Genomic DNA, 18,396 nt, shown 5'->3' on the forward strand with positions numbered 1-18,396 from the left:
ACAGAATGATCTGAGCCAAGCACCATTGCACCCATTCATTTAGGGAGTGCGCGGCATGGATCGATTGGGCTTATTTTTTTCACTTTGCGCGCTGGCACCAGCTGCTCTAATGGCAACAGCCGTGCTCGCGGCCAAGGTTGAGCAAACGCGCGAGCCCCAGCTTTGGAAGCGGTTTGGCTGGCTGTCGGCAGCTGCGTTGCTGTGTGCGCTGGCTTCACTACTTTGGCAGTTAGCATCAAACACGTCCGCACCAGATGCAAGTTTGTTGGGCACTTGGCTTGCGGTACTGGTGCAACTCTTGGGCACCACCATCAGCGCTTTCTCATCGCGCTATTTACAGGGTGAGCCCGGTCAATCCCGCTATATCTCTGCGCTGGCGGGGGTACTGGCTGCTGTGCACCTGCTCCTTTTGGCTAACCACTGGTTGGTCTTGATTGCCGCTTGGGCCTTGGTTGGCGCGGCTCTGCGGCCATTGCTCTGCTTCTACCCAGATCGCCCATTTGCGTTGCTGGCCGCACACAAGAAGCGTGTTGCTGATCGTTTGGCAAACATCTTGCTCCTGATGGCTGCCGCATTGGCGTGGCATGAAGTCGGTAGCGGCTCGCTTTCTGTTCTTTGGCAACACCTGGAACGTCATGGCGCTTCCGTGGCGTTGCAGCTGAGTGCCGTGTGCGTGGTCTTTGCGGTAATTTTGCGCACCGCTCTGCTGCCAGTGCATGGCTGGCTGATCCAGGTGATGGAGGCACCCACGCCGGTATCTGCGCTACTGCATGCCGGTGTGGTCAACCTCGGCGGCTTTGTGCTCATCCGGTTCGCCCCACTACTGGAAACTGCAATCCTGGCACGCTGGCTACTGATTGCATTCGGACTGGGTACCGCCATGTTTGCAGGCTTGGTGATGCTCACCCGCATCAGCATCAAGGTTCGCCTGGCATGGTCCACCGTGGCACAAATGGGCTTCATGCTGCTTGAATGCGGCCTGGGCCTCTACACCTTGGCCGCGCTGCATCTGATCGGACATTCGCTCTACAAGGCGCACGCTTTCCTTGCAGCATCTTCGGCCGTACAAGTCAGCAAGCTGCAAAGAATGCGCACCACCGCAGTGCCTTCTGCGTTCAGCCTGATTGCCGCCCCGTTGGCAGCACTGTTGGTCTTAATACTGGTTCAAATCCTAACCACGGCAGCGGTCTGGCCTTGGTGGTGGAGCGGTGTACTGGCTTTGGCTTGGGCGCCCTTGCTCTGGATTCCGGCGTTGCGCGGTGCCGACGGTAATGCGGGATGGTCGCACACGCTCGCTGGATTGAGCATCGTTGCAGCCCTAACGGGGGCCACAGTGGTGGCGCACACACTGCCGCTGGGGTTACGCGACAGCCCAAATCAACCTGCCGGCCTTTTTGCCTTGCTGGGCATGGCCACCCTATACCTGTGCCTGATTACTTTGCAAATGCGACCGTATGCCTTAACCGGTTTGCGCCGCTGGAGTTATGCAGGCTTTTATATCGATGAGCTTGTCACCCGTCTGGCATTGGCACTCTGGCCAACACGCTGGACGGTTACTCCCGGCCCCCAAAGGAAAACCCCATGAATACCAGCTTAGAAACGCTAACGTGCTTTGAATTTCCCAACGCCGAGACGGCTGTGGTCAAAGCACCGCCGCTCGAAGAAATTGAAGCCGCCTGCGAGCAAGCCTGTCAGTCAATCGCCCCCGCGTGGCCACTGGATCGCGCGATAGCGGTAAATCCACATTGGTGTCGGATTGGTCGCCCAGTGCGCGAGGTAGCAGCCCGCATGGCCGTTCTGGGTGATATTCGTGTTTTCCCCTCCCGAAGCTATGTGCAGCAAGCCTGGCGCGAAGGACGTATCAAACCGCAGGACTTGCACTACGCATTGAGCGTACTGCCCGCTGCTCAGGCGCAAGCGCTGAGCGCAGCGCAATGCATCGACGCGTTATCGACCACAGCGAACGTTTCGCGCCTGCCGCTTCTGATTGATGTACTGGATAACGATCTTGCGCGGCACACCCGACTTTCGTGGCGGCAGGCAATCACCCATCAAGTGAGTCAAACCTGCGCGTCATACTTCGATGAAAACCAGGCCGATTGGCAGCCGGCACGGGGTGCGGGCTTGTATGCGTTCTGGCGTGACACCTTGACGCACGACCATGGGATCGGCGTACTGATGGGTGTGCCAGATCTGGGCAAGTGGCTCAATGCATTGCCAGCTACCCGGCAAGATGCCGAGCGCTGGGCGTTGCAGCGCTTGGGACTACCCGAACCAGCGTGGGCAGATTATTTGGAAGCCGTACTGCTGACAGTGAATGGTTGGGCATCCTGGTGTGCCTACCTTGGCTGGCAGGCAGGGCAAGAAGGGCGTACCGACCCGCACTTGCGCGACTTGTTGGCTATTCGCCTTGCCTGGGGCGCAATTTTGCTGGAATGCAAGGATGAATCAGTCACCCGAACAGCATTCAACGCCTTGCAGGCGCATTGGCGTCACGCGGCTGAGCGACTGACGCAAGTGCAAGAGATGCTGGTCGTTGATGAGGTCTGGCAAGTCGCGCTCGAAGCAGGCTATCAGCGCCAATTGGCAGGTAAGCTCACAATCGCACCCGGTGCCGGGTCGGTTGTCAGCGCAGCGCAGGCTGTCGAAGTACAGGCGGCCTTTTGCATTGATGTGCGCAGTGAGCCATTGCGCCGCGCACTCGAAGCGGTTTGGCCGGCCATTCAGACCATCGGCTTTGCCGGATTCTTCGGTCTACCGGTGGCTTACACACCGCTGGCCACTACAGCTCGGCGCCCTCAATTGCCAGGTCTGCTGGCACCAACGATTGAGGTAACAGACAACATACGTATCGCTGGCACCGATAGTGGTACCAATCAAACCGAGTTGAACAATGCTGCCCGTCATGCCCGGCAGCGGCGATTTGCCTGGACAGAGCAATGGCGTTCTGCCAGTCGGTGGCCTACTTCAGCCTTCTCCTTTGTCGAAGCCGCTGGTGTGGGATATGTCAGCAAGCTTGCCCACTGGTTAAAACCCACAACGCGTGCGCGCATGTCCGATGATTTGGCTGGCCTGCCGCCTCGCTACCGGCCAATGTGTCGTCCGGGCCTGACTGGAATGGATATCGATGCAAAAGTTGCTTTGGCCGTACGCGTACTACACGCCATGGGTCTGGATAGGCAGCTTGCGCCACTGGTATTGCTGGTGGGGCATGGCAGTCAGAGCAACAACAATGCGCAGGCCGCTGCACTCGATTGCGGTGCCTGCTGTGGCCAAACCGGCGAAGTCAACGCGCGCGCGCTGGCGCAATTGCTCAATGAACCCGCCGTGCGCCACGGTTTACTGTCCAGTGGCGTCAACATTCCAGCCAAAACGGCGTTCGTCGCTGCCTTGCACAACACCACAACGGATGAAATCGAAGGATTTGATCTTGATCTGTTGACCCCTGATGCACGCGTGCGTTGGGAGCAGGTGGAAACGGCCTTTACCCGTGCCGGCGATCAGGTTCGCCGCGAGCGTGCTCCCAGCTTGGGACTTAACCCACGCGCAGTACAGGATGACCTGCTTACCCAGTTGCGTCGCCGCGCGAACGATGGTGCGCAGACCCGACCTGAGTGGGGGCTGGCAGGCAATGCCGCCTTCATCATCGCGCCCCGACACCGCAGCCACGGCGTGGTGCTGGACGGGCGCAGTTTTCTACATGACTACGACGCCGATCAGGACGTTGATGGCAGCGTGCTCGAATTGCTGATGACCGCACCGATGCTGGTCACGCACTGGATCAATTGGCAATACCACGCGTCAAGCTGTGACCCGGTGCATCTGGGCAGCGGCAACAAGGTTTTGCATAACGTAGTGGGTGGCCACATCGGCGTATTCGAAGGCAATGGGGGCGACCTGCGCATCGGTTTGTCCAAACAGTCCTTGCATGATGGCGGACGTTGGGTGCATGAACCGCTGCGTTTTACCGTGATCATCGACGCACCCAGCCAGGCGATTGAGCGCGTCATTCAACAACACGCAGTGGTGCGTCAACTAATCGACAACGGCTGGATGCACCTGTGGCGATTTGATGCAGCACGGTTGACGCGCTACGACAATGGCCGCTGGGAACCGGTGGGAATGGGGTAGCAAAATGGGCCAGGTGGCCGTTGGTCAGGTCAACATTAACTCGCACACGTTTAGTTGCCAGGCCGCATCAATCGCAAGCCGTTAAATACAACAATCAAACTTGCGCCCATGTCGGCAAAAACAGCCATCCACATGCTGGCCTCGCCAAAAATGGCCATCCCGAGAAACGCTGCCTTGACCGCCAGCGCAATCACGATGTTTTGCGTCAAAACCGAGTGGGTCTTGCGCGAAAGACGGATAGTTTCAGGGATGCGGCGCAAATCATCGTTCATGATGACAATGTCTGCGGCTTCCATCGCGATGTCTGTACCGGCTCCACCCATCGCGAAACCAATATCAGCACGCGCCAGCGCAGGAGCGTCATTGATACCGTCGCCCACCATGGCGACGCAGCCATGGCTTGTTCGCAACGCTTCTATGGCGGCAAGCTTGTCATCGGGCAACATATCTCCGCGCGCATCGGCGATGCCTGCCTGGGTTCCAATGGCTTTTGCGGTGGCTGCGTTGTCGCCGGTTAGCATGGAGACTGAAACGCCCAGAGCATTCAGATCGGCGACGGCTTCGCGAGAGGAATCCTTGATAGTGTCGGCCACCGCAAACAGGGCAATGACCTTCTCGGGGCTGGCAAGCATGGTGATAGTCCGGCCTTCATGCTCGTACACAGCCAGTCGCGCTTCGATCTCCGGGCTACAGATACCCATCTCTTCAATGAGCCGATGGTTGCCCAGGACGAGTGCGGTGCCATGGGCCTGCGCCTGGATGCCGCGGCCTGGCAGTGCGGTGAAACTATCCAGATCACCATCGCACTGGTAACCATCGAGCCCGAGAGCAATGGCTTGCGATACGGGATGATCCGAATGCGCAGCCATATCGGCGGCCCAATGGAAAACTTGCTGTTCAGGATGCGCAGTGTCCAGTATCTCAGTGGCTACGAGCTTGGGTTTACCTGACGTAATGGTGCCGGTCTTGTCCAACGCGATCGCTTTGATCTTGCGTGCATTCTCCAAGTGGACCCCACCTTTGATGAGGATGCCCCTGCGCGCAGCGGTGGCCAAGCCACTCACCACGGTAACCGGAGTCGAAATCACCAAGGCACAGGGACAAGCAATCACCAACAGGACAAGGGCCTTATAGATAGCCTGCACAAACGTCCAATCCTGCAGCCACGGGCCTAGCGCCGCCACCGCCAATGCGAGAACGAAAACTGCAGGGGTGTAGATGGCGGCAAACGCATCAACGAATTGCTGGGTCGGAGCGCGTGAGCCTTGTGCTTGCTCCACGGCATGGATGATTCGCGCAAGCATCGTGTCGCCCGCAATCGCCGTCACTTCGGCCTCGAAGCTGGACGTACGATTGATGGTTCCCGCAAAAACGGGGTCACCAATACTCTTGTCCACCGGAATGCTTTCACCGGTTACCGATGATTGATCCACGGCCGTTTCACCCACGACGATTACGGCATCCAGCGGAACACGCTCACCAGGCTTGACGCGAACGATTGCACCCATGGCGATATTTTTGACATGCGTTCTGGCCCATGTGCCGTCCGCGTTGCGCGTCTGGGCCTCTTCGGGTGTGAGATCGAGCAAACCCTTTATGGCGTTTCGGGCTTTATCGACGGAACGTGCTTCGATCAACTCCGCGATGGCATAGAGGGCCATGACCATGGCGGCCTCTGGCCACTGACCGATGAGAAATGCCCCTGTTACAGCAACCGTCATCAAAGCATTGATGTTGAGGCGGGCATTACGCAACGCAGCGATGCCTTTTACATAGGTAGAGAGGCCAGACAAGGCAATCGCCATTGCCGCCACAGCCATACCCGCAAGGCTTGTGGTCAAAGTTGCTGGAGCAAAGAATGCGATCGATTCTGCTGAGAACGCAAGCACCAACGCCAAGGCGTAACGCAGTGCGCCTTGCGGCATCCAAGCCGATTCGCTGTGAAAATGAGTATTGGCATGTTCGTGGTGACCATGGCCATGGTCGTCTTGGAGCCCTGCGCCTTCGTTAGTCAAAGGTGTTGGCTTAAATCCCGCCTTGCGAATAGCTGCCAATGCTTCGGGCAGGGACTCGCTGGGCGCATCGATAGCAATCGTGCGCGCGCCAAGTTGGAAACTCAGGCTGCGCAGTCCAGGAAGCTTGGCAAGGGCATGTCGAATTTCCGCTTCCTCTGCGGCGCAGTCCATCGTCGGAATGCGAAAGAGCGCAACGCCAGACTTCGCCGGCTCCGTTGGAGTTTGCTCGACTGGTTGAATGTGCGCATGATTGTGACCACAGCAAAGGTTGGAGTCTTTTGTTGGTGGGGTGTTGTCGGATTCCATGAACAGGCCTCAAATTTGTTTCGCAATGCGTTACAGTGATTAAAAACCCTATAGTTGCTACAGAGTCAAGCCTTTTTGTGGGCATGCTGTCGCGTATACAAATCGAGATCACAAGGAGATTTCATGAAGATTGGCGAATTGGCAGCAAAGGCGAACACGCAGATAGAAACCATTCGGTATTACGAACGACAAGGTTTGCTTCCCGAGCCTGCGCGCAGCGAATCCAACTACCGGGTGTATGGCGATACCCATGCCGAGCGGCTGTCCTTCATCCGCCATTGTCGGGGGCTGGATATGACACTCGATGAAATTCGGGTGCTTTTGAAGTTCAAGGACGCGCCGACTGAGAACTGCGGCGAGGTCAACGAGTTGCTCGATGCGCACATTGGCCATGTGGCCGAGCGCATCAATGAATTGCGCTCACTGGAAACACAGCTCAAAGGTCTGCGCTTGGCTTGCAAGCGAGCACAGGACGCCGAGCATTGTGGAATCCTCAACGAACTGACTGAAGTCTCACGCCATGCGACGCCGTCACGAAGCCGCGCAGGGCATGTGCATGGAGCGCATAACTGACTCCAAATGCCCAGACTCCTTAATGCTCACTACCGCGTAAGTCATTGATTTTTCAAAGAAAAAGGCCGCTAAGTGGTTATCCTTAGCGGCCTTTAAACAGGGGTATGGTGGAGCTGGGGGGATTTGAACCCCCGTCCGCAAGCCTTTTTCGAGCAGTTCTACATGTGTAGCCGTCTGATTTGGATCTCGCTCCTTGCATCGCGCAGTGGCACGCTATGCAAGACGCCAGCAACCTATTTTCTTGATCCACCCTAAGTTACCCAAGGCAGACCCAGCCGAATGAAATTACCCCACAGCCTGGACGGACTGACCTTGCGATCTGACCACCCTTGCCCAGCCTATCGGCTTGCTGTTGTGAGGCTCACGCGCAATTAAGCGGCGAGTGCGAAACGTTCGTCGTTTGCAGTTAGTTTTTTTCTGCTGTTTTACGAGGTGACAGAACCTCGACATGCCCTGCTGCGCGTCCGAACCCACGTCGAAACCAGTGCAGCCCCAGAACCTCTATTTTAGGCGTTTGCCAGCAATTGCAATAGGGCCAACGGAGAATTTATCTCAGCATGGGCTCCCCAGGCGCGGACTTCGGTCTTGTTACCAAGATATCCGTAGGTTGCCGCCACGGTTTGCATGCCAGCCGCCAGTCCCGCCACCACGTCCCGCTCATCATCACCCACGTACAGGCATTGGCTGGCAGCAACCCCCAGGCGGCTCGCCGCTTCCAGCAGTGGCGCTGGGTGCGGTTTGGGGTGCGGAGTCGTATCGCCGCTCACGATTGCCCGTGCGCTGGCAAACAGGGGCATGGCGGTCGTCAGGGGGTCGGTAAAGCGGGAGGACTTATTGGTAACGACACCCCACAACAATTGGCGCTGGTTTAGCTCGGCGATTAACTCAGGAACACCATTGAAAACCGAGGTGCGCTGGGTCATGCAACGGGAGTAATTAACAAAAAACTCCTCCCGCATCAACTCATAACCGGGATCATCCACACGCATATCGAAAGCCACGCCCAGCATGCCCCGCGCACCGGCGCCGGCCATTGGGCGGTACAGATCCAGAGGAAGCGACGGTAAACCACGGTTCAGACGCATTTGGTCAGCCGCCGCACCCAAGTCAGGCGCACTATCAATCAACGTACCGTCCAGGTCAAACAGGACGGCGGCAATGCCCTCGAAAATCACACCCGACATATCTATATAGGCTTTCGCGTGGCAAACAGGTAGTTAACACCCGTGTCAGCACTCATGGAATAGCGCTTGGTCAGCGGGTTGTATTCCATGCCGCTGGTCTGCTGCACATCCAGTTCCGCTTGGCGGCAATAGCTGGCCAGTTCGCTGGGACGGATCATCTTGGCGTACTCGTGGGTGCCGCGCGGCAACAGGTTCAGGATGTATTCCGCGCCCAATATCGCAAACAAAAAGGACTTGGGGTTACGGTTCAGGGTCGAAAAGAAAACCCAACCGCCTGGTTTGACAAGGTCTGAACACGCCCGCACAACGGAAGCGGGGTCGGGCACATGCTCCAGCATTTCCATGCAGGTGACCACGTCAAAGCTGCCTGGCGCCTCCGCAGCCAGGGCTTCCGCACTGATTTCGCGATAGGCAATGCGCGGGGTCTCAGCTTCGAAGGCGTGCAACTGGGCTACTTTGAGCGCCTTGGTGGAGAGATCAATCCCAGTCACGTCGGCCCCCTTGCGCGCCATTGAATCCGCCAAGATACCGCCGCCGCAACCTACATCCAACGCACGCAAGCCGGCAATGGGACAAAGGGATTGGATCCAATCCAGCCGCAGCGGGTTGATCATGTGCAGCGGACGAAACTCGCTGTCCATATCCCACCAGCGATGGGCCAATTCGGAAAATTTGGCCAGTTCGGCCGGATCTGCATTCAAAATAGTGCTCATGCTGCAATTATCGCGGCTTTCGACGGGCAACAAAAAACCCGCCGAAGCGGGTTTTTTGGGAGATTGGCTAAACCAGTCGAATTAGTTGGAAGAGCGGGTACCCACTACTTCGATTTCAACGCGACGGTTCTTGGCGCGACCTTCCTTGGTCTTGTTGTCAGCAACAGGCTGCTTCTCGCCCTTGCCTTCGGTGTACACGCGGCTCTTTTCGATGCCCTTTGACTCCAAATAGGCCTTGACAGCTTCCGAACGCCTTACCGACAGCTTCTGGTTGTATGCATCGGTACCGATGGAGTCAGTATGACCCACGGCAATGATCACTTCCAGGTTGATGCCCTTGACCTTGCCGACCAGGTCGTCGAGCTTGGCCTTGCCTTCGGGCTTCAAAACAGCCTTGTCGAAGTCAAAGAATGCGTCAGCAGCATAAGTTACCTTCTGGGCGACTGCGGGAGCTGGCTTTGGTGCAACTACGGGAGCGGGAGCCGGTGCTGGCGCCACTACGGGAGCGGGAGCCGGTTCCGGTGGAACAATTGCGCCATCGCAGCCGGGAGCGGCGGTAGCAGGTGTCCAGCTGGAATCGCGCCAGCATTGGCCCACGGAATTCTTCCAGACGTCACCAGCGGTGCTTCTCCAGTTGTGGATTTCTTGAGCACCGGCAACCGTTGCAAGCGCTGCAGCAGCGAGGGCGATTGCTACTCGATTCAATTGTTTCATGATTTTCCTTTTGCGTAACAAACTGCAGCTTCGCTGCGAATAATTTGAGGACGCCACATATTGCGACGTTCACACCATTGTGCCATAGCCAAATGCCGTTTTCTTGCGCCAATTGGCTTGAAACCCAATGTGGGTCCGACTAAAGCGCCGACTGTTGCCAACATGCGACAGCTGCAGGGTCGTAGAATCCCCGGTTGTCCCTGACACCGCCTAGGCATTCATTCCATGACCCAGTTCGCCAAAGAAACCCTGCCCATCAGTCTTGAAGAGGAAATGCGGCGGAGCTACCTCGATTACGCGATGAGCGTGATCGTGGGGCGCGCCCTTCCCGATGCGCGCGACGGTTTGAAGCCTGTGCATCGGCGTGTGCTGTTTGCGATGCACGAGTTGAACAACGACTGGAACCGGGCCTACAAGAAGTCTGCCCGTATCGTCGGTGACGTCATTGGTAAATACCATCCACATGGCGACAGCGCGGTATATGAAACCATTGTGCGCATGGCACAGGACTTCTCCCTTCGCCATATGTTGGTGGACGGACAAGGCAACTTCGGCTCGGTCGACGGTGACAACGCAGCGGCCATGCGGTATACAGAAATCCGCATGTCCAAAATCGCCCACGAGTTGCTGGCCGATCTGGACAAAGAAACAGTGGATTTCGGTCCCAACTACGATGGCAGTGAGCAAGAACCGTTGGTCATGCCCGCCCGGTTTCCCAATTTATTGGTTAATGGATCGTCCGGTATCGCCGTGGGCATGGCTACCAACATTCCTCCACACAACCTGAACGAAGTGGTTGATGGTTGCCTGCATTTGCTGCGCAACCCCGAGGCCAGTGTGGACGAATTGATGGAAATTATCCCGGCACCGGATTTCCCCACTGCGGGCATTATTTATGGCATCAGTGGTGTGAAAGACGGCTACCGCACCGGCCGTGGCCGCGTTGTCATGCGGGCCAAGTGCCACTTTGAAGACATTGACAAAGGTCAACGTCAGGCCATCATCGTTGATGAGCTGCCTTATCAGTGCAACAAGAAAACGCTGCAAGAGCGCATGGCAGAGCTGGTGCACGAGAAGAAGATAGAAGGCATCAGCCATATTCAGGACGAGTCCGACAAGTCCGGCATGCGCCTGGTGATCGAGCTCAAGCGCGGCGAAGTGCCCGAGGTGGTGCTCAACAACCTGTACAAGCAAACCCAGTTGCAAGACACGTTTGGCATGAACATGGTGGCATTGGTCAACGGCCAGCCCAAGTTGTGCAACCTGAAGGACCTGATCGAGGTGTTTCTGGAGCACCGCCGCGAGGTTGTCACCCGTCGCACGATCTACAACCTGCGCAAAGCCCGCGAGCGCGGTCATGTGCTGGAAGGCCTGGCTGTGGCGCTGGCCAATATTGACGAATTCATAGCCTTGATCCGCAACGCGCCTACGCCGCCCGTTGCAAAAGCCGAGTTGATGAGCCGTCCGTGGGACAGCAAGTTGGTGCGTGAAATGCTCACCCGAACCCGCACAGACGGTGGCGTTATCAATGCAGACGACTACCGGCCAGATGGCCTGGAAAAAGAATTGGGCATGGGCGCGGATGGCTTGTACCGCCTGTCCGAAACCCAGGCCCAGGAAATTCTCCAAATGCGCCTGCAGCGCCTGACCGGGCTGGAGCAGGACAAGATCGTGGCCGAATACAAAGAGGTGATGGGCGAGATCGAAGACTTTTTGGACATTCTGTCTAAACCCGAGCGCGTATCCACCATCATCAGCGAAGAGCTTACCGCCGTTAAAACTGAATTTGGCCAGACCAAGGTGGGCGCACGCCGAAGCCTGATTGAGTATTCATCGCATGACCTCAGCACCGAAGACCTGATTACCCCCACCGACATGGTGGTTACCATGAGCCACACCGGCTATATCAAAAGCCAGCCCTTGGGTGAATACCGTGCACAAAAGCGCGGCGGTCGTGGCAAACAGGCCACGGCCACCAAAGAAGACGACTGGGTGGACCAGTTGTTTGTGGCCAACACGCACGACTACATTTTGTGTTTCTCCAACCGTGGACGCCTCTATTGGCTCAAGGTTTGGGAAGTACCCCAAGGCTCGCGCGGCTCGCGCGGTCGCCCCATCGTCAATATGTTCCCGCTGCAAGAAGGCGAAAAAATCAACGTTGTGTTGCCACTAACCGGGGAAGCGCGCAGTTTCCCGGCCGACCAATATGTATTTATGGCCACCAGCATGGGCACGGTCAAAAAGACGGCTTTGGACGATTTCAACAATCCGCGCAAGGGCGGCATCATTGCAGTCAATCTGGACGATGGCGATTTCTTGGTGGGCGCCGCATTGACCGATGGCAAACACGACGTGATGCTGTTTAGCGACGGCGGTAAGGCGGTTCGTTTTGACGAAGACGACGTCCGTCCGCTGGGGCGCACCGCACGTGGCGTGCGCGGCATGATGCTGGACGATGGGCAAAGCGTCATCGCTATGCTGGTCGCACAAGACGAACAACAAAGTGTGCTCACAGCGACCGAAAACGGTTACGGCAAACGCACCAGCATCACCGAGTACACGCGCCACGGTCGTGGCACCAAGGGCATGATCGCCATCCAGCAAAGCGAGCGCAACGGCAAGGTCGTTGCCGCCACGCTGGTGCGGGCGGACGACGAGATCATGCTCATCACCGACAAGGGCGTTTTGGTGCGCACCCGGGTCTCGGAAATCCGCGAATTGGGCCGTGCTACACAAGGCGTGACCCTGATCGGCTTGGACGAAGGCTCCAAGCTCAGCGGCCTGCAGCGCATTGTGGAAAACGATGCGAACGCAGCAGGCGAAGACAACGCGGACGACAACACATCGGATACAGAGGCTTCTTAAACCCATGGCAAGAACTCTCCCCGAAATTCGCACCCGGATTGATTCGGTTGATCAGGAACTGCTGCACCTGCTCAACCAGCGGGCGGCCCTGGCCAATGAGGTGGGTGAAATCAAACGCATCGAAGGCTCCGCAGTCTTTCGCCCGGATCGCGAGGCTCAGGTCATCAGCCACTTGCAGCAGACCAATGCCGGCCCGCTGAAAGGCGGCAGCGTGGCCAAGATCTGGCGCGAAGTCATGTCGGCTTGTCGCGCCCTGGAGGCGCCGCAGCGCGTGGCCTATCTCGGGCCCGCAGGCACCTTCAGCGAAGAAGCCTCGTTGCGCTTCTTTGGATCCAGCATCCAGCACATTCCTTGCGGCAATTTCGATGAGGTTTTTCACTCCACCACGTCGGGTGCGGCCGAATTTGGCGTCATTCCGGTAGAGAACAACACCGAGGGCGTGGTAACCCGCTCTTTGGACCTGTTGCTGCACTCGCCCCTGCACATCATTGGCGAAATCAGTCTGCTGGTACGCCACCATTTGTTGCGCACGACCGCTTCCCTGGAGGGTATTGACGTCGTGCTGGCCCATCCGCAGGCATTGGCCCAGTGCCAGCAATGGCTTAACACCCATCTGCCCAATGCTGAGCGGCGTGCCGTGTCCAGCAACGCCGAGGGCGCTCGCCTGGCGGCCGACCACCCCAACTGGGCCGGTATCGCCAGCGAACGCGCAGGCTCCGAATTCGGCCTGCACATCGTATCGCATGCCATCCAGGACGACGCCTACAACCGCACCCGCTTTGTCGTGGTGTGCCTGCCAAGCACCATGCCTGCACCCGAGGCCACTGGCCGGGATTGCGTAAGCCTGGTGCTATCCGTACCCAACAAGCCAGGCGCCGTGCACGACATGCTGGTTCCACTGAAGGAACATGGCGTGTCCATGACCCGCTTTGAATCCCGCCCGGCGCGCTCTGGTCAATGGGAGTACTTTTTCTACATCGACCTGCAAGGCCACCCTTCGCAACCGCACATTGCGGCCGCCCTGAAAGACCTGCAGAACCTGTGTGCCTTTTACAAGGTGCTGGGTAGCTACCCGCTGGCCGATTGATGGCATCCACAGGAACACCCATGTTTGAACAGCTCGGATTGATTGGATGCGGCTTGATGGGCGGCTCGTTTGCTCTGGCCCTGAAGCGGGCCGGGCTGGTCAAGCGCGTCGTCGGTTACAGCAAATCCCCCAGCACCACGGAACGCGCGCGCCTGATGGGGGTTATCGACGTCGAGGCGCCGTCGGCCCTGCTGGCCGTCTCGGGTGCCGATATTGTGCTGATTGCCGTGCCAGTTGCCGCCACCGAGGCAACCTTCAAGGCCATCAAACACCTTGTCACCGACAAAATGCTGCTCATGGACGTGGGCTCCACCAAGCGCGAAGTGATTGACGCTGGCAGACGCGCCCTGCGCGAGCACATTGGCTCGTTCGTACCGGCCCACCCTATCACCGGCAAGGAAGTCTCTGGCGTCGAAAACGCCGACCCCGATCTGTACGCCGGGCGTCAGGTCATCCTCACGCCGATTGAACGCACGCTGACCGCACAACTGCAAAAGGCGGTGGACGTGTGGACCGCCCTGGGTTGCCGGGTGCTGAAGATGGCACCCGAACAGCATGACGCCGCATTTGCGGCGGTTAGCCACCTGCCGCACCTGATTGCATTTGCCATGATGAATGCCATTTCCGGTCAACCTCAAGGGAACGATTTCCTCTCGCTGGCTGGTCCAGGATTTCGGGATTTCACCCGCATTGCAGCCAGTGACCCCAAGATTTGGCGCGACATTCTGGTCTCCAACCGCGAAGAGTTACTGGCTCAGTCCAAGATTTTTCAACGCAATCTGCATGCCCTGGAGTTGATGATTTCCAGCGGAAACACCGAGGCACTTGAAGGCCTGCTGGAACAAGCCAGCAACACCCGAAGCTCCTGGAGCATGACTTCCCGCCACAACCCCTGATGTACGCAACCGAATTTCTGGACCTTCCCCCACTGGGTCACGCCGCCGGCACCGTCACCCTTCCAGGCTCCAAGAGCATCTCTAACCGGGTTTTACTACTGGCCGCGTTGTGCCAAGGCACCACCACCATCCATGACCTATTGGATTCCGACGACACCCGCGTCATGCTGGTCGCCCTGCGCCAATTGGGCTGCGGCATTCGCCAAGACGGCGCGCAGGTGCAAGTGGATGGACTGAACGGTCAACTCAGCGCCAAGGTAGCCAAGCTGTTCCTGGGTAACGCCGGCACCGCCATGCGCCCACTGACCGCAGCTCTGGCGGTGTTGGGTGGCGACTTTGAGTTGAGTGGCATCCCGCGCATGCACGAGCGCCCCATCGGAGACCTGGTGGACGCGTTGCGCCAACTAGGTTGCCATATCGACTACTTGGGGCAAGACGGCTACCCACCACTGCGCATTGGAAAGTCTTCGCTGCAACTCGACACTCCGATCCAGGTCCGTGGTGATGTGTCCAGCCAGTTCCTGACCGCGCTGCTCATGGCCTTGCCTCTGGTGGCCCGTAAAGACATCGTCATTGACGTCGTAGGCGAGCTAATTTCCCGCCCCTACATCGAAATCACCCTGAACCTGCTCGCACGCTTTGGCGTGCACATACAACGCGACGGATGGCAGCGCTTCACCATTCCCGCCGGTTGCAAGTTGCAATCGCCGGGCGACATCCATGTCGAAGTCGACGCCTCATCTGCTAGCTATTTTATAGCGCTTGGTGCAATTGCGACGAGGGCTAGCGGCCAGAATTCCATAAGGATTTTGGGTGTAGGGGCTGATTCCATCCAGGGTGACATCCGCTTCATGGAGGCCGCCCAGATGATGGGCGCCTCAATTGAGAGCGGCCCCAACTGGTTGCAGGTGTCACGTGGGGTCTGGCCACTCAAGGCGATCGACCTGGACTGCAACCACATTCCCGATGCCGCCATGACGCTGGCTGTGATGGCCCTGTATGCCGACGGCACCACCACCTTGCGCAACATCGCCAGTTGGCGTGTCAAAGAGACCGACCGCATAGCAGCCATGGCCACCGAGCTAAGCAAACTGGGTGCCACCGTGGTGGAAGGCGCCGACTTCATCCAGATCACTCCGCCCGCTGGCGTGCACGACTGGAAGGCCGGCACGATCCATACCTACGACGACCACCGCATCGCCATGTGCTTCTCGCTGGCAGCTTTCAACCCGGCCGGTATTCCGGTGCGAATTAAGGACCCGAAATGCGTGGCCAAAACCTTTCCTGACTACTTCGAGGCACTGTTCTCGGTTTGCCAGACCCCGGTAGCGTCCATTCCGGTCATTTGCGTTGATGGTCCCACGGCATCTGGCAAGGGCACGCTGGCCGCAGTGCTGGCCCAAAAGTTGGGTTACCACTTTCTGGACTCCGGCTCGCTGTACCGCATCACCGCCTTGGCGGCCCTGCGTGCTGGATTGACGGTGGATGCCGCCAGTGAAGCCGCCATTGCCCAGCTGGTCGCAGGCCTGCACATCCGCTTCATGGATGGCCGGGTCCTGTTGGACGGCGATGACGTCAGCGACACGATCCGCACCGAAGAAGCGGGCATGAACGCCTCCACGGTGTCAGCGCTTCCCCAGGTACGCACCGCCCTGATTGGCCTGCAACACAGTTTTCGTCAATTGCCGGGCTTGGTAGCCGATGGGCGCGACATGGGCACAGTGATCTTTCCCGACGCCCCGCTCAAGGTTTTCCTCACCGCTAGCGCCGAGCGCAGAGCCGAGCGGCGCTATAAGCAGTTGATTTCTAAGGGGATTTCAACTACACTCCCATCTCTTCGCGCGGACCTGGAGGCACGTGACGCTCGGGATTCATTCCGAACCGTTGCACCACTGAAGCCCGCAGAAGACGCCCAGTTGCTAGACAACTCAGATTTGACGGTTGAAGAATCGGTAAATTTGGTGTTGGACTGGTGGCAAAGCAAACAGCCTTTTTAAACCGTCGTTTGGAAAGGCTGATGGCAGGTAGACAAAAGCGCCTGCTTTTGTCAGGTCCACATTACCCCTCTCGCGCAGCAGCGCACTGGTGGTGTGGTTCAACAACTTAACCCCGCAGCTTCGGTTGCAAAAAAAATGTCAGAATCTTTCGCAGACCTATTTGAAGAGTCACAAAAACGCTCGGAAACCCGTATTGGTGAAGTCGTTACCGCTGAAGTCGTTCGTATCGAACACAACTTCGTCGTTGTGAACGCCGGCCTGAAATCCGAAGCGTATGTTCCATTGTCCGAATTCAAGAGCGACAAGGGTGAACTCGAAGTTCAAGTAGGTGAGTTTGTTTCCGTCGCCATCGTGGCCATGGAAAACGGTTACGGCGACACCATCGTCAGCCGTGACACCGCCAAGCGCCTGGCTTCGTGGATGTCTCTGGAAAAATCTCTCGAATCCGGCGAGTTCGTCACCGGTACCACCAGCGGCAAGGTCAAGGGCGGCCTGACCGTTCTGGTCAACGGCATCCGCGCCTTCCTGCCAGGTTCGCTCGTCGACACACGTCCTACCAAGGATCTGTCCCCGTACGAAAACAAGACCATGGAATTCAAGGTCATCAAGCTGGACCGCAAGCGCAACAACGTTGTGTTGTCACGCCGTGCTGTGGTCGAAGCCTCCATGGGCGAAGAGCGCGCCAAGCTGATGCAGACCCTCAAAGAAGGTTCTGTGGTTCAGGGCGTGGTCAAGAACATCACCGAATACGGTGCGTTCGTGGACCTGGGCGGTATCGACGGCCTGTTGCACATCACCGACATGGCATGGCGTCGCGTGCGTCACCCATCCGAAGTGGTGACCGCTGGTCAAGAAATCACAGCCAAGATCCTGAAGTTCGACACCGAAAAGAACCGTGTCTCGCTGGGTCTGAAGCAAATGGGTGACGATCCATGGATGGGCGTGAACCGCCGCTACCCCAGTCGACCCGTATGTTCGGCAAGATCACCAACATCGCCGACTACGGCGCATTTGTGGAACTCGAGCCAGGCATCGAAGGTTTGGTGCACGTGTCCGAAATGGACTGGACCAACAAGAACGTTGCACCTTCCAAGATCGTTGCCCTGGGTGACGAAGTCGAAGTCATGGTTCTGGAAATCGACGAAGACAAGCGTCGCATCTCCCTGGGCATGAAGCAGTGCAAGGCCAACCCATGGCAAGAGTTCGCTCAGAACACCAAGCGCGGCGACCGCGTCAAGGGCCCGATCAAATCCATCACCGACTTCGGCGTGTTCGTCGGTCTGGCTGCTGGTATCGACGGTCTGGTGCATTTGTCTGACCTGTCCTGGAACGAAACCGGCGAAGCCGCTGTGCGCGAATTCAAGAAGGGTCAAGAAGTTGAGGCTTTGGTCTTGGCTGTGGACGTGGACCGCGAGCGCATCTCCCTGGGTATCAAGCAGTTGGATTCCGATCCTTTCACCACCTTCGTGTCGATCAACGACAAGGGCCAGGTTGTGACCGGTAAGGTCAAGACTGTGGATGCCAAGGGCGCTGAAATCGACCTGGGTGACGACATCATCGGTTACCTGCGCGCTTCCGAAATCAGCCGTGACCGTGTTGAAGACGCACGTAACGTTCTGAAAGAAGGCGACGAAGTAACGGCTGTGGTGGTGAACGTGGATCGCAAGACCCGCAACATCCAGTTGTCCATCAAGGCCAAGGACATGGCTGACCAAGGCGAAGCCATGGCTGCGCTGAGCCAAGCTTCTGCCCGCGAAAACGCCGGTACCACCAGCCTGGGCGCCCTGCTGCGAGCCAAGCTGGATAACAACAACTAATCACTACGACTGTTGACATGCTGTTGAATTGAACGGCCGGCTGCCCCAAACATGTGTTGGGAACCGGTCGTTTTTCTTGGATAAACATTCATGGCTCC

General features: G+C 57.8%; 11 protein-coding genes, 1 other RNA gene and 1 pseudogene. 8 read left to right on the forward strand and 5 right to left on the reverse strand.

All coding sequences use genetic code 11. The features are described 5' to 3' along the window. The first annotated feature begins 55 nt into the window (after positions 1 to 55). Together IPI80_RS09150 and IPI80_RS09155 are read left to right on the forward strand one after the other, a co-directional pair. Complete coding sequence (locus IPI80_RS09150) at positions 56 to 1,585, forward strand: NADH-quinone oxidoreductase subunit L (RefSeq protein ID WP_413859303.1); 1,530 nt, start codon at positions 56 to 58, stop codon at positions 1,583 to 1,585. Then, positions 1,582 to 4,131 (forward strand): YbcC family protein, encoded by a 2,550-nt coding sequence (locus IPI80_RS09155; RefSeq protein WP_413859305.1) that lies wholly within the window; start codon positions 1,582 to 1,584, stop codon positions 4,129 to 4,131. Before IPI80_RS09150 ends, IPI80_RS09155 begins: the two co-directional genes overlap by 4 nt. A gap of 50 nt (positions 4,132 to 4,181) precedes the next feature. Here the strand turns inward: IPI80_RS09155 and IPI80_RS09160 are convergent, their stop codons facing one another. Continuing rightward, positions 4,182 to 6,452 (reverse strand): heavy metal translocating P-type ATPase, encoded by a 2,271-nt coding sequence (locus tag IPI80_RS09160; protein ID WP_413859308.1) that lies wholly within the window; start codon positions 6,450 to 6,452, stop codon positions 4,182 to 4,184. Between the two features lie 123 nt (positions 6,453 to 6,575). On the opposite strand from IPI80_RS09160, the gene cadR reads away from it, so the two are divergent. Further along, positions 6,576 to 7,025, forward strand: a complete 450-nt coding sequence (gene cadR, locus IPI80_RS09165; RefSeq protein ID WP_413859310.1) for a Cd(II)/Pb(II)-responsive transcriptional regulator — start codon at positions 6,576 to 6,578, stop codon at positions 7,023 to 7,025. Positions 7,026 to 7,130: 105 nt separating this feature from the next. Here cadR and ssrA read toward each other — a convergent pair. The 4 genes from ssrA to ompA form a co-directional block, all read right to left on the reverse strand. Continuing rightward, positions 7,131 to 7,519: a transfer-messenger RNA gene (gene ssrA, locus IPI80_RS09170) on the reverse strand. 12 nt (positions 7,520 to 7,531) lie between these two features. Next, positions 7,532 to 8,209 carry an HAD-IA family hydrolase gene (locus tag IPI80_RS09175; RefSeq protein ID WP_413859312.1) on the reverse strand — a complete coding sequence of 226 codons (678 nt, stop codon included), beginning with the start codon at positions 8,207 to 8,209 and terminating at the stop codon, positions 7,532 to 7,534. 2 nt (positions 8,210 to 8,211) lie between these two features. Next, complete coding sequence (gene ubiG, locus IPI80_RS09180) at positions 8,212 to 8,922, reverse strand: bifunctional 2-polyprenyl-6-hydroxyphenol methylase/3-demethylubiquinol 3-O-methyltransferase UbiG (protein ID WP_413859314.1); 711 nt, start codon at positions 8,920 to 8,922, stop codon at positions 8,212 to 8,214. 81 nt (positions 8,923 to 9,003) lie between these two features. Further along, positions 9,004 to 9,636 (reverse strand): outer membrane protein OmpA, encoded by a 633-nt coding sequence (gene ompA, locus IPI80_RS09185; protein WP_413859316.1) that lies wholly within the window; start codon positions 9,634 to 9,636, stop codon positions 9,004 to 9,006. Positions 9,637 to 9,861: 225 nt separating this feature from the next. Here ompA and gyrA point away from each other — a divergent pair, with 225 nt between their 5' ends. From gyrA to rpsA, 5 genes and pseudogenes are all read left to right on the forward strand, one after another. Further along, on the forward strand, positions 9,862 to 12,501 hold the full coding sequence (gyrA, locus tag IPI80_RS09190; protein WP_413859318.1) for a DNA gyrase subunit A: 2,640 nt from the start codon (positions 9,862 to 9,864) through the stop codon (positions 12,499 to 12,501). 4 nt (positions 12,502 to 12,505) lie between these two features. After that, a complete protein-coding gene (gene pheA / locus IPI80_RS09195) occupies positions 12,506 to 13,588 on the forward strand; it encodes a prephenate dehydratase (protein WP_413859320.1) in 1,083 nt (360 codons plus the stop codon). A gap of 20 nt (positions 13,589 to 13,608) precedes the next feature. Further along, positions 13,609 to 14,484, forward strand: coding sequence for a prephenate dehydrogenase (locus IPI80_RS09200; protein ID WP_413859322.1), 876 nt, complete (start codon positions 13,609 to 13,611; stop codon positions 14,482 to 14,484). Next, positions 14,484 to 16,481: a bifunctional 3-phosphoshikimate 1-carboxyvinyltransferase/cytidylate kinase gene (locus tag IPI80_RS09205; protein WP_413859324.1), complete on the forward strand. Its 1,998-nt coding sequence runs from the start codon at positions 14,484 to 14,486 to the stop codon at positions 16,479 to 16,481. Before IPI80_RS09200 ends, IPI80_RS09205 begins: the two co-directional genes overlap by 1 nt. Before the next feature lie 135 nt (positions 16,482 to 16,616). Continuing rightward, positions 16,617 to 18,298: pseudogene (gene rpsA, locus IPI80_RS09210) on the forward strand (30S ribosomal protein S1). The last annotated feature ends 98 nt before the right edge of the window (positions 18,299 to 18,396 follow it).

It is taken from the genome of Candidatus Aalborgicola defluviihabitans (assembly GCF_016705985.1).
Lineage (GTDB): Bacteria > Pseudomonadota > Gammaproteobacteria > Burkholderiales > Burkholderiaceae_C > Allorhodoferax > Allorhodoferax defluviihabitans.